Source organism: Ruegeria sp. AB8 (genome assembly GCF_056542605.1).
The window spans coordinates 309,009-330,253 of the sequence record NZ_JBQGAB010000001.1 but is presented as its reverse complement, the minus strand read 5'-3'; the positions used below and the strand labels follow the sequence as shown (position 1 = coordinate 330,253).

General features: G+C 56.8%; 23 protein-coding genes. 10 read left to right on the top strand and 13 right to left on the bottom strand.

The features are described 5' to 3' along the window. Nucleotides 1-29: 29 nt before the first annotated feature. Entirely contained in the window at nt 30-1,373 is a 1,344-nt protein-coding gene (dddP, locus tag ACR0CG_RS01625) for a dimethylsulfonioproprionate lyase DddP (RefSeq protein ID WP_480522533.1), read from the bottom strand. A 123-nt stretch (nt 1,374-1,496) separates the two neighbouring features. On the opposite strand from dddP, the gene ACR0CG_RS01620 reads away from it, so the two are divergent. Beyond that, a complete protein-coding gene (locus tag ACR0CG_RS01620) occupies nt 1,497-2,240 on the top strand; it encodes a heme-dependent oxidative N-demethylase family protein (RefSeq protein WP_480522532.1) in 744 nt (247 codons plus the stop codon). A gap of 36 nt (nt 2,241-2,276) precedes the next feature. Here the strand turns inward: ACR0CG_RS01620 and ACR0CG_RS01615 are convergent, their stop codons facing one another. From ACR0CG_RS01615 to ACR0CG_RS01595, 5 genes are all read right to left on the bottom strand, one after another. Next, the gene (locus tag ACR0CG_RS01615) at nt 2,277-3,191 is read right to left on the bottom strand and encodes a hypothetical protein (protein ID WP_480522531.1); all 915 of its coding nucleotides are present in this window, start codon (nt 3,189-3,191) and stop codon (nt 2,277-2,279) included. Nucleotides 3,192-3,390: 199 nt separating this feature from the next. Beyond that, nucleotides 3,391-4,185, bottom strand: a complete 795-nt coding sequence (locus ACR0CG_RS01610; protein WP_480522530.1) for a lytic murein transglycosylase — start codon at nt 4,183-4,185, stop codon at nt 3,391-3,393. A 78-nt stretch (nt 4,186-4,263) separates the two neighbouring features. Then, nucleotides 4,264-4,911 (bottom strand): MSMEG_1061 family FMN-dependent PPOX-type flavoprotein, encoded by a 648-nt coding sequence (locus ACR0CG_RS01605; protein WP_480522529.1) that lies wholly within the window; start codon nt 4,909-4,911, stop codon nt 4,264-4,266. Nucleotides 4,912-5,043: 132 nt separating this feature from the next. Beyond that, nucleotides 5,044-6,450 (bottom strand): type I glutamate--ammonia ligase, encoded by a 1,407-nt coding sequence (glnA, locus tag ACR0CG_RS01600; RefSeq protein ID WP_170610233.1) that lies wholly within the window; start codon nt 6,448-6,450, stop codon nt 5,044-5,046. 43 nt (nt 6,451-6,493) lie between these two features. Continuing rightward, the gene (locus tag ACR0CG_RS01595) at nt 6,494-6,832 is read right to left on the bottom strand and encodes a P-II family nitrogen regulator (RefSeq protein WP_480522527.1); all 339 of its coding nucleotides are present in this window, start codon (nt 6,830-6,832) and stop codon (nt 6,494-6,496) included. Nucleotides 6,833-6,999: 167 nt separating this feature from the next. On the opposite strand from ACR0CG_RS01595, the gene ACR0CG_RS01590 reads away from it, so the two are divergent. The 3 genes from ACR0CG_RS01590 (at nt 7,000) to tig (ending at nt 11,494) form a co-directional block, all read left to right on the top strand. Beyond that, nucleotides 7,000-8,535, top strand: a complete 1,536-nt coding sequence (locus ACR0CG_RS01590; RefSeq protein ID WP_480522526.1) for an NAD(P)H-hydrate dehydratase — start codon at nt 7,000-7,002, stop codon at nt 8,533-8,535. Between the two features lie 319 nt (nt 8,536-8,854). Then, on the top strand, nt 8,855-9,979 hold the full coding sequence (locus ACR0CG_RS01585) for a porin (RefSeq protein WP_170676416.1): 1,125 nt from the start codon (nt 8,855-8,857) through the stop codon (nt 9,977-9,979). Nucleotides 9,980-10,162: 183 nt separating this feature from the next. After that, a complete protein-coding gene (gene tig, locus ACR0CG_RS01580; RefSeq protein WP_480522525.1) occupies nt 10,163-11,494 on the top strand; it encodes a trigger factor in 1,332 nt (443 codons plus the stop codon). Between the two features lie 101 nt (nt 11,495-11,595). On the opposite strand, the gene ACR0CG_RS01575 is transcribed toward tig, so the two are convergent. From ACR0CG_RS01575 to rpsF, 6 genes are all read right to left on the bottom strand, one after another. Further along, a complete protein-coding gene (locus ACR0CG_RS01575; protein WP_480522523.1) occupies nt 11,596-12,459 on the bottom strand; it encodes an acyl-homoserine-lactone synthase in 864 nt (287 codons plus the stop codon). Between the two features lie 97 nt (nt 12,460-12,556). Next, nucleotides 12,557-13,258 (bottom strand): helix-turn-helix transcriptional regulator, encoded by a 702-nt coding sequence (locus tag ACR0CG_RS01570; protein WP_170610242.1) that lies wholly within the window; start codon nt 13,256-13,258, stop codon nt 12,557-12,559. Between the two features lie 226 nt (nt 13,259-13,484). Beyond that, nucleotides 13,485-13,961 carry a lytic transglycosylase domain-containing protein gene (locus tag ACR0CG_RS01565; protein ID WP_170610244.1) on the bottom strand — a complete coding sequence of 159 codons (477 nt, stop codon included), beginning with the start codon at nt 13,959-13,961 and terminating at the stop codon, nt 13,485-13,487. Between the two features lie 145 nt (nt 13,962-14,106). Beyond that, the gene (gene rplI / locus ACR0CG_RS01560; protein ID WP_480522522.1) at nt 14,107-14,724 is read right to left on the bottom strand and encodes a 50S ribosomal protein L9; all 618 of its coding nucleotides are present in this window, start codon (nt 14,722-14,724) and stop codon (nt 14,107-14,109) included. Nucleotides 14,725-14,736: 12 nt separating this feature from the next. Continuing rightward, complete coding sequence (gene rpsR / locus ACR0CG_RS01555) at nt 14,737-14,964, bottom strand: 30S ribosomal protein S18 (protein WP_005982441.1); 228 nt, start codon at nt 14,962-14,964, stop codon at nt 14,737-14,739. Between the two features lie 27 nt (nt 14,965-14,991). Continuing rightward, a complete protein-coding gene (gene rpsF, locus ACR0CG_RS01550; RefSeq protein WP_170610248.1) occupies nt 14,992-15,345 on the bottom strand; it encodes a 30S ribosomal protein S6 in 354 nt (117 codons plus the stop codon). Between the two features lie 283 nt (nt 15,346-15,628). Between rpsF and ACR0CG_RS01545 the strand changes: the two genes are divergently transcribed. Together ACR0CG_RS01545 and ACR0CG_RS01540 are read left to right on the top strand one after the other, a co-directional pair. Further along, a complete protein-coding gene (locus ACR0CG_RS01545) occupies nt 15,629-16,147 on the top strand; it encodes a hypothetical protein (protein WP_480522521.1) in 519 nt (172 codons plus the stop codon). Between the two features lie 126 nt (nt 16,148-16,273). Then, on the top strand, nt 16,274-16,846 hold the full coding sequence (locus ACR0CG_RS01540) for a YceI family protein (RefSeq protein WP_480522520.1): 573 nt from the start codon (nt 16,274-16,276) through the stop codon (nt 16,844-16,846). Between the two features lie 68 nt (nt 16,847-16,914). Here the strand turns inward: ACR0CG_RS01540 and ACR0CG_RS01535 are convergent, their stop codons facing one another. After that, nucleotides 16,915-18,141, bottom strand: coding sequence for a cytochrome b/b6 domain-containing protein (locus tag ACR0CG_RS01535; RefSeq protein ID WP_480522519.1), 1,227 nt, complete (start codon nt 18,139-18,141; stop codon nt 16,915-16,917). Nucleotides 18,142-18,315: 174 nt separating this feature from the next. On the opposite strand from ACR0CG_RS01535, the gene fabD reads away from it, so the two are divergent. The 4 genes from fabD to ACR0CG_RS01515 all read left to right on the top strand — a co-directional run bounded on the left by fabD (nt 18,316) and on the right by ACR0CG_RS01515 (nt 21,156). Then, complete coding sequence (fabD, locus tag ACR0CG_RS01530; RefSeq protein WP_480522642.1) at nt 18,316-19,254, top strand: ACP S-malonyltransferase; 939 nt, start codon at nt 18,316-18,318, stop codon at nt 19,252-19,254. Nucleotides 19,255-19,296: 42 nt separating this feature from the next. Next, complete coding sequence (gene fabG, locus ACR0CG_RS01525) at nt 19,297-20,034, top strand: 3-oxoacyl-[acyl-carrier-protein] reductase (RefSeq protein WP_170610255.1); 738 nt, start codon at nt 19,297-19,299, stop codon at nt 20,032-20,034. A 210-nt stretch (nt 20,035-20,244) separates the two neighbouring features. Next, nucleotides 20,245-20,478 (top strand): acyl carrier protein, encoded by a 234-nt coding sequence (locus tag ACR0CG_RS01520; RefSeq protein ID WP_008756330.1) that lies wholly within the window; start codon nt 20,245-20,247, stop codon nt 20,476-20,478. 138 nt (nt 20,479-20,616) lie between these two features. Continuing rightward, complete coding sequence (locus tag ACR0CG_RS01515; RefSeq protein ID WP_480522518.1) at nt 20,617-21,156, top strand: GNAT family N-acetyltransferase; 540 nt, start codon at nt 20,617-20,619, stop codon at nt 21,154-21,156. Nucleotides 21,157-21,245 lie beyond the last annotated feature (89 nt).

Genomic DNA, 21,245 nt, shown 5'->3' with positions numbered 1-21,245 from the left:
CAGGTGACGCGGTCTGGTTGGAAGGAGACCTAAGCCAAACCCATCAGGGCTGGATCAAAGGGATATTTCGTCAGGTTCTCATATCCGTCCTCGGTGATCAGAACCTGATCCTCAAGCTTGATCGAAAAGTCGCCGCCGACTTCTCCGACCGCTGCCTCGACACACAGAACCATGCCCGGTTCAAGCGGGTAGTCGTAGGCACCCGCAACCGCCTGATCCGGATAGGCAACCAGAGGCCATTCATCGCACAGGCCCACGCCATGCATCAGGCAGCCGTATTTCTGGGCCTGGAACTTTTCGTCCAGCCTATGAGCATTGGCCGTCAGTTCGGGGATCGTGACGCCGGGCTTCAGCATTTCCATGTTGGTCATGATATGTTCATGCGCGTGCTGCATGGCATAGATCATGTCGGCGCGCGGCTTCTCATCGCCGATCCACCAGGTGCGGGAAATGTCGATGCAGATCCCGTAGGAACCGATCAGGTCCGTGTCAAAGGCAATGATTTCGTTCTTCCGGGTTACCCGGGGGCCACATTCCTGAAACCAGGGGTTTGTTCGCTGGCCCGAGGCAAGCAGGCGCGTTTCAATCCATTCGCCGCCGCGCCGGATGTTTTCGGCGTGCAAGATAGCCCAGACATCATCTTCCGAGGTCTTGCCGTCACCAACATTGGCGCGGGCGAACTTTTCCATCTCGCCAACAGCGGTTTCACAGGCGTGATTGGCGCAGCGCATGGCGAGGATTTCGTCGGGACCTTTGATGGCGCGGGTCTTTTCGGTGACCTCTTCGCCTTCCATGATCTCGAATCCCTGCGCTTCAAGTGCGCGCAGCCCGTGCAGCATGATCTTGTCCACTGCCAGTCGTTTGTTGCCGCCGCTGTGTTCGTCGATCAGAAGGCGCACCTCGTTCGAGAAAACATCGGCGGCCACGTCCACCTTGTCACCGCGGTCGAAATAAAACAGATCAGCGCCCGAACGCTGTTCACGCACCAATGGATTGAACTTGGACAGAAAGGGAGAGTTCTTGTAGTCCCAGATCACCATATAGCCGTCGGCGCATAAGAGAACCGCGCGAAAGGGGTTATGTGTATTCCACAGCTGCATGTTGGTGCTATCGGTGGCGTATCGGATGTTCAGCGGATCGAACATCAGCAACCCGCCGTATCCGCGATCAACGATAGATTGGGTCAGCTGTTTCCACCGATATTCCCGCATCCGGGCCAGATCGGGAAGAACCAGACCCGCTTGTTCCCATTCTGCAAACGCCAATTGGGTCGGGCCGATTTCTATGCGATCGTTTTCGTTTGGCGTACCGTCACCCAGCGTTGCCCCCTTGGTCGGGTCGATCTTGCGGGTGTCCCGGTAATGCTGATTCATGGCTTCGCTCCCTTTTGGCCCGGTAAAGATGGTCGTACCGTCCCATGCCGTCTTAGTAGTTTGCGACCCATGTTCAGTCGCTTTTGGACCGACAATACCAAAATACGGTGATAGCCCTAGGCCATGACTGAAATACTGCAACAACACATTCCCTATAACCCGCTGGCTGCGAAGCCGCTGCCGGGGATCCAGCCCGCACACCCCGAAGACTGGTTGAACCGCGACGAAGCGTTTGCAGCCCAGATGCGCAGGCGCGAGGATTTGTTGGCAGAGCGACGCGATGATGTTCTGGCACTGGATCCCGGTGCAGAACCGGCTGCGCAGGAATTGCTGGATATGGTGTTGCGGCAGGTTTACCCTGAAACATCCGATCATGTGATCCGGTCTGACGGGGCGGAAGTGCTGATTGACCGCGCAAGGCCCCTGGATACTCTGTGTCGGCTTGTTCAGGAAGATTTTTGCATTCTGCAGAAACAGGGCGGCGAACATGTTCTGACCGGTGCGATCCTGTGTTTCCCGGCCAGTTGGCGACTGTCCGAGAAATTCATGCGTCCGCTGATCGATATTCATCATACCGTCAACAGTTATGATGAAAACGTCGCCAGGCGGGTTCAGCGTCTGTTTGACGGGATTCAGCCGGATCGACCACTCTGGCGCTTTAACGCGCTGTGGTACGATGACGCCGAGCTGTTTCAGCCCCGAAGTACCAGCGAGCCGCGGAAAATCCGGGATCCGGGAAACACGCCTTTTCTGCGCAGCGAGCGTCAGACCATTCTAAGACTGCCCCAAACGCGCGCCGTTGTTTTCTCGATCCACACTTATGTTCTGGCGGCTGACAGGGTGCTGGAAATGGAAAACCCCGCCTGATGGCGGGGCCTCCTAGGAGGGTCTTCTAGTAAAGCTTCATAGACCTAGGGCGCCGGCAACACCTGCAAATGCGCCACTGGAATTAAGGGTCACGATCGCGACCGTAAAAGCCAGAACCTGAGTATTGAGTCGGAAATCCTCGCCCCGGATCAGGTTCACAGCAGCCAGAGAAAGCGCGATCGGTGCCGACATGCTGGCCACGGCCCCGGTCAGGCCCCAACTTGTCAGACGCAGGATGTCGCTGGGCTTTTCAACCTCGTCGGTGGTCGTTTCATTTGGTGCGTAAGACTGTTGATCCGTCTGCTCTGTTCTGAACGCGATGCTCAGCAATTGATCGTCCGACAACTGGATCGGCCTTGCGTTCGGTTTCGGTATCGCAGCTTCCGGCTGGTAATGATCTGCGGTATTCGAGGTGCTGACGCCTGCAAACGGGCCGGTTACGGACTGAAATATCTGTTTTCTGTCCCGGGGTTTGCTTGGCATTAGCGTATCAAACGCGCTCATGAACTGTTCGATGGTCAAAACCGCGTTGGGCGAAAGCCACTCCACGCGCTGGGTCGAACAGATGTCGACCATGCGATACAGGATCACAACCAGCATAAGCTCGGAAATTTCGCTGTCATCCAGCAAAGCTGACACCGGTGAGACCGAAATGACCAGACGGTTCTTTGGTCGTGTCACCGGAGGTTTGGGTATCGTTTTCAGGCCAGCAGTGCGGTCCAGCCGGTCGAAACGGTCGTCGACCCCGTTCAATTCCGTATCCAGTGTCAGACGAACCAGATACTGGCTTGAGACGATGCTGGCCTCGGTGCCGCTGAGCAGCGACTTGCGCTCGATCAGATGACCATAGTCTTCCAGCGTCGCCGCGACGATATTGCCAAAGCGTTCGATCGCGCCCTTGGTCTCACCGTCAAATTGCAGACCGCCATGATAACTGTGCTTCCGACTCACCGCGCATTCCTTTGTCGCTTTCTGTCTGAGACCGCAGACTAGCGGGTGATCTGGGGGAGAATTTGACGAAAATGCAAAAAAAATCAATTTTCGCGGGATTGATTACGCTTTGGAAACCAAGAGACTAGGGGAAAATTCGGGCATCTGTGGCGACAATGTGGCCAAAGTTGGGATCGCCTGTGTTGGAACCTTGTTTCGCCTATTGCTCGATTCGCTGCCCCATGATTGCTATGGATTGCTGATAGACCGAGGCGGCATTCCACTGCTGGATAACCGCAAAATTGGGCTGCCCTTTCTGATAGCCCCGGCCGGGTTTCCACCCTTTCTTGCGAAGAAAATTCGCGGTCGAAGCCAGGGCGTCGGTCATGTTGTAAAAGTCCACCCGACCGTCACCCGTCGCATCGACACCATAGGTCAGGGCATTCCCCGGCAGGAACTGCGTGTGGCCCAGCTCGCCATGTTTTGCCCCTTTTGTCGCCATCGTGACGCTGCCCTGATCCACCAGTTTCAATGCCCCGATTGCGTGCGGAATGAAGAATTCGGAACGGCGACAATCATAGGCCAGTGTCGTTATTGCGGAAACAACCTGGCTGTCGCCCATGAAGTTTCCAAACCCTGTTTCCATGCCGTGAATGGCGATCAGAACACCGGCAGGTACGCCGTATTGCCGTTCAAGCGCGGCGTAAAACTGCGGGTTGCGGGCCTTTCGCTTGCGTCCCTGCGCGACAATCGTGTCGGCGCCGCGCACCTGCATGAACTTGTCCAGCGAGTATTTGAAACTTTTCTGGTTACGATCTGCTGAAATTGTTCGCGTGGCGTATTGCGTCTGGGCCAGTGCCTGCAGCCCTTTCTTTTTTACACCCGCGCGCCGCGCCTGTTTGGCGAAATCGGCCTTCCATACCTCAAACCCGCTGCCGGTGTTGCCGCAAGGCGCGGAGAGTGCCAGGGACGGCAGGGACAAGGCACAGAATATCGCCGTTGCAAGTCGAAGCATGAAACCTATCCAATAACTTGAAACTCTGGGGCAGCGTACGCGCCATGCGGAAAATGGCAAACGAATTCCCGGGACGGGTCAGTAAAGGTCCAGTTCTCCGGCCTCTTTGAGGCTTTCAAACCACTGTTCCGGCGTGGCGTCGATTCTGGCGTGTTTGACCATCATCGCGTTCATATTGGGTAGATGAGATGAATCCGGCCATTCTTCGGGTTGCCAAAGGTGAGAGCGGACGATGCACTTTGGGCAATGCGCAAAAATCGTCTGGATATGGATCAGTAGTGCCAGCTTTGGTGCCTTGCCGTGCATGGTCATACCGCTCAGCAAACCCGGATCGGCGCAAAGCCGGGCCGTGCCGCGCAATCGCAATGTTTCCATTTTCCCAGGGACCAGAAAGATCACACTCACGCGTGGGTCCTGCAAGATGTTATGAAACGTATCCACCCGCTTGTTGCCGGGGCGATCCGGGATAGCGATCAGAGTGTCAGACAGGATTTCGACAAACCCCGCGGGATCGCCGCGGGGCGAGATATCAAGGTGACCGTCGGGATTGGCCGACGCGATCAGGCAAAACGGCGATGTGCCGATGAAATCGCGGCACATCTGGTCCAATGCCGGTATTTCCTTGGCAACAATCTGCGGCAGGGGCGCACCGGTAATCTGTTCCAGTTCGTCCGCAGACGTAATGAAATGCGAATACCGTAGAAAGGGCGCGTCACTGGCGGGCATGAGGTTTCTCCGCTGGGATCTGTGGCCCGAGTGTGAAAGATCGCTCGCAATCCGTCAAATCCGGTACGGTGACAAGAAAAGGGGCGCCCGATGGACGCCCCCTTTGCGAGAATTTTCGTCGAAAATTCCTGATCAGCAGCTGTAGTACATGCCGTATTCAACCGGATGCGGCGTGTGCTCGTAGGTTTCGACCTCTTCCATCTTCAGCGCGATGTAGCCGTCGATCTGGTCTTTGGTAAACACGTCGCCCTGCAGCAGGAAGTCATGATCAGATGCCAGAGATTCCAGAGCTTCGCGCAGCGAGCCACAAACGGTCGGGATGTCGGCCAGCTCTTCGGCAGGCAGATCGTACAGGTTCTTGTCCATGGCTTCGCCTGGATCGATCTTGTTCTTGATGCCGTCCAGACCGGCCATCAGCAGCGCGGCAAACGCCAGGTAGGGGTTTGCAGCCGGATCGGGGAAGCGGGCCTCGACGCGCTTGGCTTTCGGGCTTTCGGTCCATGGAATACGGATGCAGCCCGAACGGTTGCGTGCCGAATAGGCGCGCAGAACAGGTGCCTCAAAGCCCGGGATCAGACGCTTGTAGCTGTTGGTCGACGGGTTGGTGAAAGCATTCAGGGTCTTGGCGTGTTTCAGAATACCGCCGATGTACCACAGGGCTTCGTCTGACAGGTCGGCGTATTTGTCGCCTGCAAACAGCGGCTTGCCTTCTTTCCAGATCGACATGTTTACGTGCATGCCGGTGCCGTTGTCGCCATAGATGGGCTTGGGCATGAAAGTTGCCGATTTGCCATAGGCGTGCGCCACGTTGTGAATGACGTATTTGTACTTCTGCAACTCGTCCGCCTGTTTGGTCAGGCTGTTGAAGATCAGACCCAGTTCGTGCTGGCACGAGGCAACTTCGTGATGGTGCTTGTCGACCTTCATGCCCAGACGCTTCATAGTCGACAGCATTTCCGAACGCAGGTCCTGCGCCTCGTCGATCGGGTTCACCGGGAAGTAACCGCCCTTGACGCCCGGACGGTGGCCCATGTTGCCCATTTCGTATTCGGTATCAGTGTTCCAGGCCGCGTCGGTTGCATCAACTTCGAACGATACCTTGTTCATTGTATTTGAATAACGGACATCATCGAACAGGAAGAATTCGGCTTCGGGGCCCATATAGGCCACGTCACCAACACCGCTGGCTTTCAGATAGGCTTCGGCCTTCTGCGCGGTGCCGCGCGGGTCGCGGCCATAAGCTTCGCCGGTGTCAGGTTCAACGATCGAGCAGTGCAGGCACAGCGTTTTTTCGGCGTAGAACGGATCGATGTAGGCCGATTCAGTGTCGGCGATCAGTTTCATGTCCGAGTTTTCGATCGACTTCCAGCCAGCAATCGAGGAGCCGTCGAACATAAAGCCTTCTTCCAGGAAGTCTTCATCGACTAGATCCACATCGACGGTCACGTGCTGCAACTTGCCCCGCACGTCGGTGAAGCGGATGTCGACGTAGGCGACGTCTTCTTCGCGGAGAGTTTTGAGAACTGCTTCTGCGCTCATTCCCTTGGTCCTTCTGATTAATATGTCAGGATATTCGGTTGATTTACAGGGCTTCCGAGCCGGTCTCGCCGGTACGGATGCGGATGGCTTGTTCGACGGGCGAGACAAAGATCTTGCCGTCGCCGATCTTGTCGGTTTTGGCGGCATCCACGATGGCTTCGATGGCCGCGTCGACTTGATCGTCGTCCAGCACCACCTCGACTTTTACCTTCGGCAGAAAGTCGACCACATACTCCGCGCCGCGGTAGAGTTCGGTATGGCCCTTCTGACGACCGAACCCTTTAACTTCGATGACACTGAGGCCCTGGACGCCAACGTCCTGTAGCGCCTCTTTCACTTCGTCCAGTTTGAACGGTTTGATGATCGCTTCGATCTTCTTCATCCCGGCCTCCTAATCTGCTTGTCAGGTTGGCAGTGATCACGTCTAAGATCGCTGGGCAATCTGATTGCGAAACGGACCGGTTGCTTGTGCGTAGAATTTCAGCGAGCGGTGAAATTTTCATCGAGTTGCACAAAATGTAATCGAAATTGAATCGCGCGGGAGATGAGATGACGGATTTGCTGACGGCGGCGCAGATGCGGGCGATTGAACTGGCTGCGATTGAATCGGGCAAGGTTACCGGTCTGGAACTCATGGAACGCGCCGGGCAGGGCGTTGTTGAGGCGATTTTTGAGGAATGGCCCGAGCTGGCAAAAACGTCCGGTCGCGCATTGGTGCTGTGCGGGCCGGGAAACAATGGTGGTGACGGGTTTGTTGTTGCCCGGTTGTTGAAAGAGTGGGGCTGGGAGGTTGAGGTGTTTCTGTACGGCGACGCCGCAAAACTCCCGCCTGACGCACGAAGAAACTTTGAGCGGTGCCAAGGCAAGTCCGACGTCAGTGTCCGAAAGATCGATACGCTTGCAGATGACAATCTCAATTTCCCTTCAGACCTAGACCTGGTAATTGATGGATTGTTCGGAACCGGGCTGACGCGACCGTTTCAGGGCGGCTTCTCCTTGCTGGCAAATGAGCGGGTAAGGGACCTGTCTTCAGAACGCGGCCTGCGGGTGGTTGCAATCGATATTCCCAGCGGCTTGTGCGCCGACAGTGGGCGCGTGCTGGGAAACGTGATCCAAGCGGATCTTACCGTAACTTTTCACGACATGAAGGTTGGTCACATGATCGGCGAAGGCCCCGCCAATTGCGGTGTGGTTCGGACAAAGTCGATCGGCCTTGAACGAGAAAATAACAATCGAGTTGTTAAGCTGGTTTTGGAAGAGAGTTTTCGGGTCTCGAAGGAACCGAAAGATCACAAATATTCTTATGGCCATGCCCTGATCCTTTCCGGCGGGCCGGGCAAAACCGGTGCCGCGCGGTTGGCCGCGCGGGGCGCGTTGCGGATTGGGGCAGGGCTGGTGACAATTGGTGTGCCCCCGGCCGCGCAGTTGGAAGTTGCCGCGCAGGTCACCGCTGTCATGTTGCAACTGGCTGAAGGGGCTGACGAGCTTTCCCGGGTGCTGAAGGACGGGCGACTGAATGCGTTATGCCTTGGTCCGGGAATGGGGCTGGATCGTGCCCGTGACTTGGTGCCGGCGGCACTGTCGGCAGGGCGCTCAACCGTGCTGGATGCCGATGCGTTGACGGCGTTTGCAGAGGACCCCAAGGCATTGTTCGATCATCTGCATGAGAACTGCGTGCTGACACCACACGGGGGCGAGTTTGCCCGGCTGTTTCCGGATATTGCACAGAAGCTGGAAGAAGTTCCCGACAAAGGCCCGGCATACTCCAAGGTTGACGCAACCCGTGATGCTGCCGAGCGGGCAGGATGCGTGGTTCTGTTCAAGGGGCCGGATACTGTGATCGCGGCGCCGGACGGGCGGTGTTCCATAAGCTCGGCGTTTTATGACCGATCGGCGCCATGGCTGGCCACGGCAGGGGCCGGAGATGTTCTTGCAGGCTTCATCACCGGATTGATGGCGCGAGGGCTTGGGCCGATGCAGGCCGCCGAAGCTGCTGCGTGGTTGCATGTGGAATGTTCGCGGCAATTTGGCCCCGGACTGATTGCCGAGGACCTGCCCGAGCAGTTGCCAAATGTTTTGAAATAGTTGAATGTTTGATTGTCTGCGCGGCGGGTCGCCGAAAAGCTGGCTGATCGGCGTAATTTTGCCAGCGGCGTTGACGAAAATGCACAGCAAGTGTTTGCCAGTTGCATGGCTGATTGGCAGAATTTTCTTGCAGACTACCTTTGACTGCTGAAAGTCAGATTTAAGCGGTTGAAATTATTGAGTATAAATCTCTGCCTTGGGCTCTCGATGTGGCGAATATGCAATGCTTCTACTGTCTGAAATGCCGGCTATTGGAACCTCAGATTTTCGTGGACAAATGGGCGGGACGTGAAACCAGAACCCCATCATGGTGACAGATATGACTAAGATTCTCCGAAACTCATCAATAGCCGCGATTTTGGCGGCAACAGGCGCGATACCAGCTGCTGCTGAGTTAAAATATGAAAATAACAGCGGCGGATATGTGCATCTATACGGACAGTTCCACCCAGCTCTTGTTTCGGTGGACGACGGCCAGGATACCGAGACACGTGTTCTGGACAACGACCTGTCCAACAGCCGGGTCGGTCTGCGTTTGATGCAGCCCTATGGCAGCAACGAGTTCATGTTCTGGTTGGAAACCGGCCTGGGCTTGCCCAGCACAGGGACGGCCAACCAGTTCGGCACCAACAACAACGGATGGTCGCGCGAAGACATTCGCCACGTCGATTTCTCGCTGAAGGGGGGGTACGGAAAGTTCTCGGCTGGTCAGGGCAGCATGGCATCGGATGGGGCCGCAGAAGTTGATCTGTCTTATGTCGGGACCGCTTTGTATTCGTTCACCAACGATGAAAACGGAGCGTTCTTCTATCGTGATCCCACAGGCACACTGAGCACGATTACAGTGGGCGACTCGTCAAGCAACTTTGACGGGGCACGTCGCGGGCGCATCCGCTATGACACGCCGGATTTCAACGGGTTCTCGGCGGCAATTGCCTATGGTCAGAACATCCTGTCCAGCAGCGATGACGACGACTACTATGACATCGCGGTTTCCTACGGCAATACGTTCTCCAACGGCGTCGAGTTTGCCGCCAGCATCGCCTACGCCGTGCGCGACTTTGACAACTCATCTGGTGAGCGAAAAGACACGATCGGGTCAGCCTCGGTTCTGCTGCCCAGCGGGTTCAGCTTTACCGCGGCCCTTGGTTCGCGCGATGACACCTCATCCGGTGCAAGCGATCCGGACTATTGGTACACCAAGCTGGCTTATGAAGGGGACTGGGTTTCCTGGGGCAAAACCGGCGTTGGTATCGACTATTTCGACGGGTCGGATTTTGAGAACAGCGGTTCAAGCACCAAGTCCTGGGGTATTGCCATCGTTCAACGGTTCGACAGCATCAACACCGACGCATATCTGAAGTACCGCAACCACGATTTCGACGACACGATCAGTTTCGACAAAAACGAAGCGTGGGTTCTGGGCGCGCGCTGGCGGTTCTGATCCTGCTTCTGAGACATGCAAGCGCTCCGGTTCGTTCCGGGGCGCTTTTTTGTTCAATTCAGCGGCAAAACAAAGCTGATCCGGGCTTTGCCCCCTTGCACGCGGGCGGCTGGGCAAATAGAAGGCGTCAAATTTGCCCGGCGCGCCGTTTTGCGCGCCCCGAATCCTATGGGGACTACCATAATGCAGGTTACCGAGACGCTTAACGAAGGTCTGAAACGCGGCTACAATATCGTCGTATCCGCAGCCGAGCTGGACGAAAAGGTTAACGAGAAGCTGACCGAAGCGCAGCCGGAAATCGAAATGAAAGGTTTCCGCAAAGGCAAGGTACCGATGGCGCTGCTGAAAAAGCAGTTCGGCCAGCGCCTGTTGGGCGAAGCGATGCAGGAGAGCATCGACGGTGCGATGAACAAGCACTTTGAGGACAGCGGCGACCGTCCTGCGCTGCAGCCCGAGGTCAAAATGACCAATGAGGACTGGAAAGAAGGCGACGACGTCGAGGTCGCAATGTCCTATGAGGCGCTGCCTGCGATCCCCGAAGTAGACCTGAAGTCGGTCGAACTGGATAAGCTGATTGTCAAAGCAGACGACGCGGCTGTCGAAGAAGCGCTGAGCAACCTGGCCGAAACCGCGCAGGACTTCAAAGCGCGCCGCAAGGGTTCCAAAGCGAAAGATGGTGATCAGGTTGTGATCGACTTTGTCGGCAAGGTTGACGGCGAAGAGTTCGAAGGCGGTTCCGCCGAAGACTATCCGCTGGTTCTGGGTTCCAACAGCTTCATCCCCGGCTTCGAAGAGCAGCTGGTTGGTGTGAAGGCCGAGGAAGAAAAAGACGTCAACGTGACTTTCCCTGCGGAATACGGTGCCGAGCATCTGGCCGGTAAAGACGCTGTCTTCACCTGCACCGTGAAAGAGGTGAAAGAGCCGGTCGCTGCCGAAATCAATGACGAGCTGGCCACCAAATTCGGTGCCGAAGACCTGGCCGCTCTGAAGGGCCAGATCGCTGAGCGTCTGGAAGCCGAATACGCCGGTGCCTCGCGCGCTGTCATGAAGCGTGCTCTGCTTGATGTGCTGGACGAGAAAGTCTCGTTCGACCTGCCGCCGTCGCTGGTTGAGGCTGAAGCCAAGCAGATCGCACACCAGCTGTGGCACGAAGAGAACCCGGAGGTGGAAGGCCACGACCACGGTGAGATTGAGCCCACTGACGAGCACAACAAACTGGCGGAACGCCGCGTGCGCCTGGGCCTGCTGCTGGCCGAACTGGGTCAGAAGGCCGAGGTTGAAGTCACCGACGCAGAAATGACGCAAGCTATCATGAACCAGGCCCGTCAGTACCCGGGGCAGGAACGTCAGTTCTTTGAGTTCGTGCAGCAGAACGCTCAGATGCAGCAGCAGCTGCGCGCGCCGATCTTCGAAGACAAGGTCATCGACTATATCGTTGAACTGGCGCAGGTTGCCGACAAGGAAGTCAGCAAAGACGATCTGCAAAAAGCCGTTGAGGCACTGGAAGAGGAGTAATCCTCTTCCAATCCCCCGGGCAACATGGGGCACAAAAAAGCGGAGCCGTCTGAAATTAGACGGCTCCGCATGGGTGGCTTTGTACTTATGAGGTGAGGGGGTCAGGCCTCATGAGCAAAAGCACGGGGGGTTCGTAGCAGAGCGGTCTTTTGCTCTGGCGTAAATCGGTCCGAAAGCTCTTCGATCAGTTTCAGAACATCTTCGACTTCGGCCTTGCTCGTGGCCGCGTTCATCTGTTCGACAAAGTACCGTTCCAGTTGCGAAAGCGGCTGATGATCGAAGTTAGCGACCGGCTGCTGTGGCGTTGCTTCGGTTTTGCCGTGGGCATAAAGATCCAGAGCCGCTTCTTCGGTCAAGAAGACATCATGCTCAATCCCTGCATAGTTGCGAATTCCTGCAATCCGTTCATCCGAGCAATCCATGAGTGCGGCCATGGCGACGACCTTGCCCATGGGCTTGGCTGTGCCGACATAGTCATAGGGCGCGTTGCCTGAACGTTGCAGGACCCGGTTCATCACTGGATCGATCACTGCGATCGAGTCCAGAACTCCGGCTGTCTGTGCGTATTCGAACGAGCCGATCATGACTTCGCTGGTGACGTAGGATACAGAGTTCTTTCCGCGTCCCCGCCCGAGTTTTTTGGTGTCGACGCAGAAGCGCGTCGCTTCCCAGACCTGGGCACTGCGTATGGGTGCCTCGCCATCCAGGATAGAGCTAAAGACGTCGGCCAGCATGTGTGGCCCGGTCGTCTGCAACAGTCGCATGCACCCAACGACGTCCCCTTCGTCGTTGATGCTGACAACATGTGCAGGATGCAGGTCGTCAAAGTGATCGCGCTCGCGCCCATCCTTGATGTTGACATCCCAGCCAAGGCGATCCCCGAAAACCCGTGCCCGCAGCTTGAACATGTCGTCCAATACATCTTTGAATTTGTGCTGGTTCATACCATCAATTACGATGATCATTTCCATCCCCCTACAGTCTGGTTACCGTGTCTTAGAATTTAACCAAGATTCGGTTTAAGGCTATTGGGGGTTTCCCGTAATTTTGTCTTTTTTTTGATTAACCTGGGGCAATTAGGCCCATTCCGATGGCCCGTCCGATGGCCTGCGGAGTGGTGAGCGCGCCGAGTTTCTCGCGGCCCGACCGCATGTGCACTTCTACCGTGCGGTGTGAAATGGACAGAATATCGCCAATGTCCTGCTGAGATTTGCCCTCGGCGACCCATTGCAGGATCTCTTTTTCCCGGGTCGAAAGGGTCGGCAGGTACAACGCTTTCGCCAAAAGACCGGATTGCATAACGGTGTCATGCGCGTGAACCGCGGCCATCTGAAGATCGCCCATCACATGCTTCTTCAGCTTTTCCCATTCCGCGTCCGAGCAATCCCTTGTGACGCTGAGCATTCCGCATTCGCCGTAAGGCCCCCGGATCGGAACAGTCAGCCCGCGCGATGTAATCCCGAAATCATTGGCATCCCGGAATACAGCATGGAATTTCTCGTCATGGTTAAACCGCCCCCAGTCAACGGGCGCGATGCTCAGTACTGACTGATAAATCGTGGGGTCAAAGTGGTGATAGCCGTGGCTGCCATAGTGAATCTTCCACTCGTCAGGGTAGTTAGCATAACCCTGCACATCACCTTTGATGGGGTTCATGGTTGCATAGGAAGCGTAGTCAAAGCCGAGCTCATCGCAGACGGCATTGATGATGTCTGAGGCCGACTTTTCCTCATGGTCGATTGCGGCCAAGTCTATCAGTTTCACCGGTCCAACCCTTACAGTGACACTCCTAGCCCCAAAGAAATGCCGTCTTCGTCCTTCACGGTGTATACGTTGCGTCAACCTTGGGGTGTTGTGCAAGCCATTTGTGCAAGCCGCGTATGCTTATTGCGTACTTAAAGCAACAGAACGGGGAAAAACATACCTTTTCGGCACTTAATATCCCGGAAAACCTCCGGTTGACGCGAAGTTCGGGGTGTTTTGAGGGGGTTTATTCCGATCGCAGGCCCGTTTCGACTAGCATTTTTCGCGCTTTCGCTTCGGGATAGAAGCCCTTGGCGTACAGAAAAATCGCCCGTTGCTGATCCCCGTCGGACAACAACCATGCCCCCCTTAGGTACTTTCCGGCGAATTCCAGATTGGTGTCTGCATCCAGCAAGCCTTGCGCTTTCCCGTCATACCCCATCGAGCGTGCCGTTGCGGGAAGGATTTGCAGCAATCCGTAATACGGGCGGTTGACTGCCCAGGGCCGATGTGTGCTTTCCCGGATCGCCAGCTTGTGCACCAGTTCGCGCGGCAGTTCGTAGTGATCGGCCCACTTGTTGATCGATTCGCGCAGTTCGGCTGTCTCGTTCGGATAAAGCGGTGGATCAAATGCTTCGTCTGAGGGCCGGTTGGAGCCGCTACAGGCGGCTATGGGCGTTGCAATCAGAATAGCCAGCACACTGCGGCGAAGGAACAAAGTCATAAGATAGCTCCGACAATGGAGGGGCCGATGATATGAAACGAAATTCTGACTGCAAGGTTGGGTTTTTTGGAGCAGCAAAAACTTGCTGAAATAAAAAAGAGGCCGCGCATGGCACGCAGCCTCTTTCTCGTCATTTCCTGTCAGATCAGGCTTTGGCTTCGTCTTCTTCAGCCGAAGCTTCCGGTGCCAGTTCTTCGTCTTCCGAAGCGGCAGAACCGATGTCGTCGAACAGTTCGGCAATCTCGAATTCAGCGGCAGCTTCTTCTTCAGCAGCCAGTTCCTGGATCGATTTGCCGGAGGCTTGCAGTTCGGCTTCTTCTTCCGAACGTGCAACGTTCATCTTGATCTCGACTTCGACCTCGGGGTGCAGTTTGACTGCGAGCGAGTGCAGGCCCAGTTCCTTGATCGGAGCAATCAGAACGACCTGTTTCTTATCGACAGTGAAGCCTGCTTCGGTTGCGGCCTCTGCGGCGTCACGCGGAGTGACCGAGCCGTAGAGAGCGCCGGCATCCGATGCCGAGCGAATCACGATGAACTGCTGACCGTCCAGCTTTTCAGCCAGTGCTTCAGCTTCTTTCTTGGTTTCCAGGTTGCGTGCCTCAAGCTGCGCTTTCTGGGCTTCGAACGACGCGATGTTGGCGCTCGACGCGCTCAGCGCCTTGCCCTGGGGCAGCAGGAAGTTGCGGGCGTAGCCGGGTTTGACGTCAACGACGTCGCCCATCTGACCCAGTTTCGCAACGCGTTCCAGAAGGATAACTTGCATGTCAGTCTCTCCTTACTTCACGGCGTAGGGCAGCAGGGCGAGGAAGCGCGCGCGCTTGATAGCACGGGCCAGTTCACGCTGCTTTTTCGCCGAAACGGCGGTGATGCGCGAAGGAACGATCTTGCCACGCTCAGAGATGTAGCGCTGCAGCAGACGAGTGTCCTTGTAGTCGATCTTGGGCGCGTTGTCGCCCGAGAACGGGCAGACCTTGCGGCGGCGGAAAAATGGTTTTGCGGCCATGGTTTATGTCCTTTCGTCAGGCTTTGATCAACGGCGCTCGCGGCGGTCGCCACGCTCGTCACGCTTTTGCATCTGAACCGACGGGCCGTCTTCGTGGCCGTCGACCTTGATGGTCAGAACGCGCATGACGTCTTCGTGCAGACGCATCAGGCGTTCCATTTCCTGAACGGCGCCCGAAGGAGCGTCTGTCTTCAGGAAGGCATAGTGGCCTTTGCGGTTCTTGTTGATCTTGTAGGCCATCGTCTTGACGCCCCAGTACTCGCTATCAACCAGCTTGCCGCCGTTGTCAGCCAGAACGGTGCCGAAATGTTCGACGAGGCTTTCCGCCTGCGCGTTGGACAGGTCCTGACGCGCGATCATTACATGCTCATACAGTGGCATGTGCACTCCTGTTTATATCAAGGCGCATTTCAAAGGCGGGGCTTTCTGGTCCTTCGCGACCCTGCCACGAGAGGCTGCGCGATTCATAACTCTTGCGAAGGATGGCCCCGTATACACGTTTGAGCGCGAGGGGCAAGCCCCGCCACATATGCCTTTGTGAAGTCGCCCTAATTCCTTTGGCGTGCCCAATTCCTGACGCTTTTCGGCTCAAAGTTGTTTTGTATGCCGGGGACTAGCCGGAACGAGCAAATTCAGTACGGCAACCTGAGACGGGGTAAAGAAAATGACCGCTACGAACACAAACGCAATTCACAAGACGGCCACTGGTTCGCGATTTGAACATTCTGTGCCTGTCATGGTGGCCTTCGCACCGAACTGGAAAGCGAGAATGATCTTGGCGCGGGCCCTGGGCTTGATTTTGATCGTAGCCGCGTTTTCCATGTGGCTTATGTCCGGATCCGTTGCAGGACCCGAAGTGTGGCCCATCAAACTGGCGGCTTCGATGATGTTCCTGCTGGTCGGGGTTAGCTTGCTGACGATCGAGATTATGGATGCCCGGCCGGACGCATATTTTGACCCGATCCGCCGCGAAGTGCGCGTGCTGCAGAAAAACGAAAATGGCCGCCCGCAAACGGTTCTGCGTCGCAGCTACGAAACCCTGGGGGGTGCACGTTTTGCGGATGATCAGGTCGAGTTGTTCGACATGGATGGCAGCCTTCTGATGAAGCTGCCGCTGCAATCAGCGGATGTAAGCCGGGCGCTCAAGGGGCAACTCAGCGGAAACGTTACGATCTTCGCCTAAATCCCGTTCTGTTCAAAAAAGAACAGAATTTGTGAGAGAATAGAGGTTGAGTGCCGCCCTTGGGCGGCACATTTACGTTAGTGAGCAACCATTCTGGGTTGCACCACCAATTCTGCGGAGTTTGTTATGAAACCTATCCTCCTGGCCGCCGCACTGGCCGTATCAGCAACATCGGCTTTTGCTGCTGCCGAGAAATATGTTCTGGACTCAAGCCACAGCCAGGTCGTCTTTACTTACAATCACCTCGGATTTTCGACCACAACCGGGATGTTCTCGGGTTTTGAAGGCGAGATCATGTTCAATCAGGAAGACCCCGCTGCGTCGAGCGTGTCTGTCTCGATGCCGGTGGTCGAGATGATCACGGGCTGGAAGCCGCGCGAGGATCATTTTATGTCCGAGGATTTCTTTGCTGCGGCCGAGGGTGACTTGGCCACCTTTACCTCGACCGGTATTGAAGTGACAGGCGAGAACACTGCCAAGATCACCGGTGATCTGACCCTGAACGATATCACCAAGCCCGTGGTGCTGGACGCAACGCTCAATCAGGTTGGCGAGCATCCGATGGCTGGAAAACAGTGGGCCGGATTCGACGCGACCACAACCCTGCTGCGCAGCGACTTCGACCTGGGTCAATTCGCACCGTTCGTCAGTGATGAGGTGGAAATTTCGATCTCGATCGAAGCGCAAAAGGCTGAATAAGTCAGATTTGGCTATTGAATGGAAAACCGCCGGTGCTGAAACACCGGCGGTTTTTTTGTCGGTCAATGTTACTTGGCCTGCGACGCGGTCAACTCTACTGCAACGGTAACGGCAAAAGCCAGCGAATCCTCGGCAGGCATGTTTTTGCCAATGTCGAAACTCAGCCGGTCCAGCGTAATTTCTCCGGTCATTGTTGCGACATCATCCTGAATACTCAGAGCGAAGGGCAAAGCGATGTCCAGCGTCTTGTCTCGGATTGTCAGGGGGCCACGCGCCTCGTATCCGGATTCGGTTTTGAACAGGTCGGCATCGAAGCTGGCGGTCGGGAACTGGCCGCTGTCGAAGAAATCCGCGCCCATGGCCTGATCCGTTACGGTTCCGAGGCTCAGCGAGCCGATGGCAATGGTCACGTCCACCGACCCTGCGAGGCCGGGTTCTGCCGGCTCGTCGAAAGTGATCGCGGCGGTCCAGTCAGAGAAACTGCCGGTTACAGGGCTGCCAAGTTGCTTGATCGTGATCGACAGGTTTCCTTCCTGCACCTGCCAGTCCGACTGAACCTCTGCAAGTTCGGCGGTGTCAGTGGAAGCGGCAGAGTGTTTGTTGAAAACACCGGTGGTCCAGCCACCCGCCAGCACACCGCACCAGATGACCAGCGCGGCGGCGGCGGGGACAAGTGAGTGTTTCTGTGCGGGCGGCTTGGGCGCATCCGTTGCGCCCGGCAACATCCGACGCAGCGTGCTGTCTTTATCCACGACATGGTGTTTCAGCGCTCCTGTGATGTGCAGCACCAGCGAACCCGCCAAGACGAGGATGAACAGCCAATGCAGGCTGGCGGTCAGTTCAGCCAGAGCGGGCGACTTGGGAATGAATGGCAGGTTCTGGCCAAAGGGCCACAGGATAGGCGCGAACCCTTCGGCGGCTGCGTGGTGCAGCCAGCCGGTCAGGGGAACCAGCACAAGCGAGCCATACAATAGCCAATGCACTGTTTCGGCGGCGAATGCTTCGGGCTTGTTTTCTGCGTTCAGCAAACCGGGTTTGGTTTGTGTCATCGCCCAGAGGATACGGGCCAAGGCCACGAAAAAGACGGTGATGCCCACAGTTTTGTGCAGCGAAAACAGCCGTGCGGCCTGTGCGATGTCGTCCTCGGTTGTCGGAATTGACGGGTCATAGATCGCCTGGGCCAGGTTGTTGGCAAAAAAGCCCAGTGGCAATGCCGTGAAAATCAGCAATGCCGTCAACCAGTGAAAGGTCTTGGCAATACTTCCGTAGGTAGAGAAGGTATTTTTCGAGTGCATTGATCGGATGCTCCGAAGGTGAAGGTCTGGACACAACCTATATCCGTGTGAACAGGACACAATATGACCGTGCGCACAGCGATGGTGCCGGAATGCAGAGCGCAGGCAATGCTTGTGCCGGGCCAATTGTCGGTTTACACCCCGCCGCAACCTAACGTCATCCATGAGGTTGCAATGACACTCGCGTTCGTTTTCCCGGGGCAGGGCGCCCAGACCATCGGTATGGGCAAAGCACTGGCCGAAGCCTATCCCGCCGCGCAGGCGGTATTTGACGAAGTGGACGAGGCACTGGGGGAAAAGCTGAGCAGCCTGATCTGGGATGGCGAGATCGAAACACTGACGCTGACACAGAACGCGCAACCGGCGCTGATGGCGACCTCGATGGCGGCGATGCGCGCGCTTGAGGCCGAAGGGGTTGCGATTACCAATGCGTCCTATGTCGCGGGGCATTCGCTGGGTGAATATTCGGCGCTTGCTGCTGCAGGGGCTTTGTCGGTCGCCGATACTGCCCGCCTGCTGCGCACACGCGGTCAGGCTATGCAGAGCGCCGTGCCGGTAGGTGAAGGCGCGATGGCCGCCGTGCTGGGGCTGGATCTGGAGGCCGTTCGCGCGGTTGCGGAAGAAGCCGTGCAGGGCGAGGTCTGCCAGGCGGCGAACGACAATGATCCCACACAGGTTGTGGTATCGGGCTCAAAGGCGGCTGTGGAACGTGCCGCAGTTATTGCAAAGGAAAAAGGTGCCAAGCGGGCGGTCATGCTGCCGGTCAGCGCGCCATTCCATTGTGCTTTGATGCAGCCTGCCGCCGATGTGATGGCCGAGGCCCTGGCTGCCGTTGAAATCAAAGCGCCTGCTGTTCCGTTGGTGGCGAATGTGCGTGCCGAGGCGGTGACGGACCCGGATCTGATCCGGCAGTTGCTGGTCGAACAGGTGACGGGTTCGGTCCGGTGGCGTGAAAGCGTGCAGTACATGGCGGCGCAGGGTGTGACCGAGACATGGGAAATTGGCGCGGGAAAGGCGCTGTCGGGCATGATCCGAAAGATCGACCGGGCTATTGCCGGCAAAGCTGTCGGTACACCCGAAGACGTGCAGAATGCGGTGCAGGCCGAATCGTAATCTCCATACGCGTCGACACAGACGAACCAAGAGGGAAACCGAATGTTTGATTTGACAGGTAAGAATGCGCTGATCACCGGGGCTTCGGGCGGTATCGGGGGCGAAATTGCGCGTACCCTGCATGCGGCGGGCGCGTCGGTAGGGCTTTCCGGTACACGGGTCGAGCCATTGCAGGCGCTTGCGGACGAACTGGGCGAACGGGCCCACGTTTTGCCCTGCAACCTGAGCGACGCCGAAGCGGTTGCAGCGCTGCCGAAGCAGGCGGCCGAAGCGATGGGATCCGTTGATATTCTGGTGAACAATGCGGGCATCACGCGCGACAACATCTTTATGCGCATGTCGGATGAAGAATGGCAGAGCGTGATTGACGTGAACCTGACCGCGACCGCCAAACTGTGCAAAGGCGTTCTGCGCGGCATGATGAAGGCCCGCTGGGGTCGTATCATCAATATCTCGTCGGTGGTGGGCGCAACCGGTAATCCGGGGCAGGCGAACTATGCGGCGTCCAAAGCCGGAATGGTGGGCGTGACCAAATCGCTGGCCTACGAAGTGGCAAGCCGCGGAATCACCGCGAACGCCGTGGCTCCGGGCTTTATAACCACCGCGATGACCGACAAACTGACGGACGACCAGAAGAGCGGAATTCTGGGGCAGGTTCCGGCGGGCCGTATGGGTGACCCTTCGGAGATTGCCGCCGCAGTTCTGTATCTGGCTAGCCCTGAAGCGGGATATGTTACCGGAACCACCTTGCATGTGAATGGCGGTATGGCCATGTTGTAAGCGCGGCGCAGGGCAGGCGCGAAACCGTTTGCCTTGTGCGTTGTCTGTGCTATAGGCGGCGCAGATATGTGGGGGCCGGTCATTCAGGTTGGCCTTCGCCATGCCCGGTCAGCCGGGTCTCAAACCGCCCGGAACGGGCAAACCAAAGCCAGCCTGAGCGGGCAAGGGCAGAACCGGGCAATGCGCCCTGAAACGGAATGAGGAAAAGACATGAGCGACGTCGCAGATCGCGTTAAAAAGATCGTTGTTGAGCACCTGGGTGTCGAAGAAGACAAAGTCGCGGAAAACGCGTCCTTCATCGACGATCTGGGCGCGGACAGCCTGGACACTGTTGAACTGGTTATGGCCTTCGAAGAAGAGTTCGGCATCGAAATTCCCGATGACGCAGCCGAAACCATCCAGACCTTTGGCGACGCCGTCAAATTCATCAGCGAAGCGTCCTAAGCGTTTCGTGTCGAGATAGAGCGGCGCTTCCGGGCAACGGAGGCGCCGTTTTTTTGTGCCCGGACCGATTTCCCGCTTGCACGGCGTCTTATTGCTTCGCACTGTTTCCACTGAGGCAAAATTCCAGGCGGGCAGGGCATGATAAGATCCACCCCGATGATAAACACGGCGCGACTGACGCTTTGTGCGATGCGACCAGAAGATTTCAACCGCTTTGCGGAAATCTGGCGAAATCCGTGTGTTGTGCGCCATATTGGCGGCAAACCGAAATCGCGGGGCGAGGCGTGGGATGCGTTCCTGCGCAATGCCGGACACTGGCAGATGGCCGGATTCGGACAATGGGCGGTGATCCAGCAATCGAATCGGCAGATGATCGGTCAGGCAGGATTTTTCTATGGTGATCGGGGTCTGGGCGAGGATTTTGGCCGTTTCCCCGAGGCAGGCTGGGTCCTGGCCCCCGAAGCGCAGGGAAAAGGACTGGGATACGAGGCCGCACAGGCGGCTCACGACTGGTTCGACAGGGTCATTCCCGGGCCGTTGGTCGCCATGGTGGATGCCACAAATGAAGCGTCGCAAAGTCTGGCGCAGAAGCTGGGCTACGTTCTGATGCGTGAATGCGAATATATGGATACGCCTGTCCATCTGTTACGGCGAAATGGTCCGCCAGCACGCGCCTGAAACACAGTAATTGTAGCAATGCCGCAAATAGAGCGTGGTTTGCCGAAACTGTTTGAAACAACCGTTTCGGCGCTGTCTATGCTATGCTG

Coding starts and splice junctions, on each gene's coding strand:
- dddP (WP_480522533.1), bottom strand. CDS start 1,373: ATGAATCAGCATTACCGGGACACCCGCAAGATCGACCCGACCAAGGGG.
- ACR0CG_RS01620 (WP_480522532.1), top strand. CDS start 1,497: ATGACTGAAATACTGCAACAACACATTCCCTATAACCCGCTGGCTGCG.
- ACR0CG_RS01610 (WP_480522530.1), bottom strand. CDS start 4,185: ATGCTTCGACTTGCAACGGCGATATTCTGTGCCTTGTCCCTGCCGTCC.
- ACR0CG_RS01605 (WP_480522529.1), bottom strand. CDS start 4,911: ATGCCCGCCAGTGACGCGCCCTTTCTACGGTATTCGCATTTCATTACG.
- glnA (WP_170610233.1), bottom strand. CDS start 6,450: ATGAGCGCAGAAGCAGTTCTCAAAACTCTCCGCGAAGAAGACGTCGCC.
- ACR0CG_RS01595 (WP_480522527.1), bottom strand. CDS start 6,832: ATGAAGAAGATCGAAGCGATCATCAAACCGTTCAAACTGGACGAAGTG.
- ACR0CG_RS01590 (WP_480522526.1), top strand. CDS start 7,000: ATGACGGATTTGCTGACGGCGGCGCAGATGCGGGCGATTGAACTGGCT.
- ACR0CG_RS01585 (WP_170676416.1), top strand. CDS start 8,855: ATGACTAAGATTCTCCGAAACTCATCAATAGCCGCGATTTTGGCGGCA.
- tig (WP_480522525.1), top strand. CDS start 10,163: ATGCAGGTTACCGAGACGCTTAACGAAGGTCTGAAACGCGGCTACAAT.
- ACR0CG_RS01575 (WP_480522523.1), bottom strand. CDS start 12,459: ATGATCATCGTAATTGATGGTATGAACCAGCACAAATTCAAAGATGTA.
- ACR0CG_RS01565 (WP_170610244.1), bottom strand. CDS start 13,961: ATGACTTTGTTCCTTCGCCGCAGTGTGCTGGCTATTCTGATTGCAACG.
- rplI (WP_480522522.1), bottom strand. CDS start 14,724: ATGCAAGTTATCCTTCTGGAACGCGTTGCGAAACTGGGTCAGATGGGC.
- rpsR (WP_005982441.1), bottom strand. CDS start 14,964: ATGGCCGCAAAACCATTTTTCCGCCGCCGCAAGGTCTGCCCGTTCTCG.
- rpsF (WP_170610248.1), bottom strand. CDS start 15,345: ATGCCACTGTATGAGCATGTAATGATCGCGCGTCAGGACCTGTCCAAC.
- ACR0CG_RS01545 (WP_480522521.1), top strand. CDS start 15,629: ATGACCGCTACGAACACAAACGCAATTCACAAGACGGCCACTGGTTCG.
- ACR0CG_RS01540 (WP_480522520.1), top strand. CDS start 16,274: ATGAAACCTATCCTCCTGGCCGCCGCACTGGCCGTATCAGCAACATCG.
- ACR0CG_RS01535 (WP_480522519.1), bottom strand. CDS start 18,141: ATGCACTCGAAAAATACCTTCTCTACCTACGGAAGTATTGCCAAGACC.
- fabD (WP_480522642.1), top strand. CDS start 18,316: ATGACACTCGCGTTCGTTTTCCCGGGGCAGGGCGCCCAGACCATCGGT.
- fabG (WP_170610255.1), top strand. CDS start 19,297: ATGTTTGATTTGACAGGTAAGAATGCGCTGATCACCGGGGCTTCGGGC.
- ACR0CG_RS01520 (WP_008756330.1), top strand. CDS start 20,245: ATGAGCGACGTCGCAGATCGCGTTAAAAAGATCGTTGTTGAGCACCTG.
- ACR0CG_RS01515 (WP_480522518.1), top strand. CDS start 20,617: ATGATAAGATCCACCCCGATGATAAACACGGCGCGACTGACGCTTTGT.